General features: G+C 69.3%; 1 protein-coding gene and 1 pseudogene. One reads left to right on the forward strand and one right to left on the reverse strand.

The annotated features are described in order from the left end of the window. Window positions 1-311: 311 nt before the first annotated feature. A complete protein-coding gene (locus ACZ7KI_RS43300) occupies window positions 312-1,775 on the forward strand; it encodes an alpha/beta hydrolase (RefSeq protein WP_470278809.1) in 1,464 nt (487 codons plus the stop codon). Here ACZ7KI_RS43300 and ACZ7KI_RS43305 read toward each other — a convergent pair. Further along, window positions 1,772-1,887, reverse strand: a pseudogene (locus ACZ7KI_RS43305) (XRE family transcriptional regulator); the annotation flags it as partial. The gene ACZ7KI_RS43300 and the pseudogene ACZ7KI_RS43305 sit on opposite strands and share 4 nt — an antisense overlap.

A 1,887-nucleotide genomic window follows, 5' to 3' on the forward strand; every position in this document is an offset into this window, starting at 1 on the left:
TCCCCGCAAAACACTGAACTGGCTTACCCCGCAAGAGAAACTCACCATGATACTGTCCTAAATAGACCATGTTGCGACGACCGAGTGAATCCGCCTGGCTTTCGCGACACGCTACCGAGACCCCGCCAGTCAGCGTAGCAAGCGCCACGTCCGGGCCACTTTCCCAGGACGCAGCACGACCCTCGGCAGGCGCCCAACCCCCGAAAAAGCCCCCCAGCGGGCTAGACCTTTCAGCCCGGAGACGGACGCCCCCAACGGCCCCCACTCCTAGCCTGATATTGAGAATTTCGTTCGATACCAAGGAGTTCGGGTTGCTCAGGAAAACAGCCATCGTGGTGGGGCTTCTCGTCGCCGGCGCGTTGACGCCGGCGACGGCCGCCATCGCGACACCTTCGATCACCTGGCACGGCTGCGTGACGGGGCCCGGCGACGACCTGGGCGCGGAGCTGGACAAGGCGGGTGCGCAGTGCGGCGACATCGTCGTGCCGGTCGATCATCGCCGTCCGCGGGGGCGGCAGATCACCGTCGCGCTGGCCAGGGTGAAGGCCACCGACCCCGCGCGCCGCCGTGGCGTGGTGCTGCTCAATCCGGGCGGGCCCGGCGGTCCGGCCAGGGAAATGGTCCTGGCCGGGCCCTTCATGCCGGAGATCGCGGCACAGTACGACCTCGTCGGCATGGACCCCCGGTTCGTCGGGCGCAGCTCGCCGTTGCGGTGCGCTTGGCCGACCGACACGTTCACGCGGTCGGCAGGGCCGGACCGCAGGACGTTCGGCGAAAGCGTGGCACTGGCGAAGGAGCTGGCGCGTGGCTGCTCGGGCAACGATCCCGAGTTGCTGCGGGCCGCGTCGACCCGCGAAACCGCCAGGGACATGGACGTCGTGCGGGCCGCGCTCGGGGAACGGAAGATCTCCTACATCGGGGCGTCGTACGGGACCTATCTCGGCGCGGTCTATCTCCAGATGTTCGGCTCGCGGGCCGACCGGTTCGTGCTCGACTCGTCGGTGGATCCCGAGGTGTACGGGCCCGGCCTGCTCCGCCCGACCGCCCCAGCGCTTGACGCGGCGTTACGGAACTGGGCGCGTAGCGCGGTGGGCCGAGGTCTGGGGGAGACCGCGGAGCAGGTGCTCGCGACGGTAAGGGACGTCGCGCGCTCGGCCGAGCGGCGGCCGTTCGCGGTCGGAAAGTTCACAGTGGACGGTCATACCGTGCCGTATCTGTACTTCGCGAACCTCTATGACGACCGACCCGCGTCGCAGGCCGAGTTCGCCGCCACTATGCGGACGCTCCGCGATGCCGCGGCCGGTCTTCCCGTCACGCCTTCGAAGACACTGAGCGCGCTCCTCGACGGCTTGACGACAGGGTCCGGCGACGCGAACGACCGGGCGGGGACGCCGATCATCTGCGCCGATCGCGCGGCTTCCCGCGACCCGAAGTCGTACTACCGGGACATCCAGGCGCATCGGTCCGCCGAGCCGTTGTTCGGTCCGCTGGCCCGCAACATCACGCCGTGCGCGTTCTGGCCCGTGACGCCTGCCGAATCCGCCACCCGGATCCGCAATACCGCACCGGCTCTGCTTCTCGGCTCGACCGGTGATCCCGCGACGCCCTACGCCGGGCAACTCGCCATGCACCGGGCACTCGGCGGTTCGCGGCTGGTGACGGTGGAAGGCGCCTACCGGCATTCCGTGTTCCTCAAAGGCGACAGGTGCGTCGACACCGCGGTCCGGGACTACCTGCTGGGTGGTGAGCTCCCCGCGGACCGCACCTGCCGCTAGCGCTGTGTCCGCGCCCGGACGTGCGCGCGCTCGCCTTGAGGTCCGAACAGGACGAGGGTTTCGACGGCGCCGCTGTCGGCCGAGCCGAGCCAGTGCGGGAGCGAGGTGTCGA

The organism is Amycolatopsis sp. NPDC039088, from assembly GCF_055598845.1.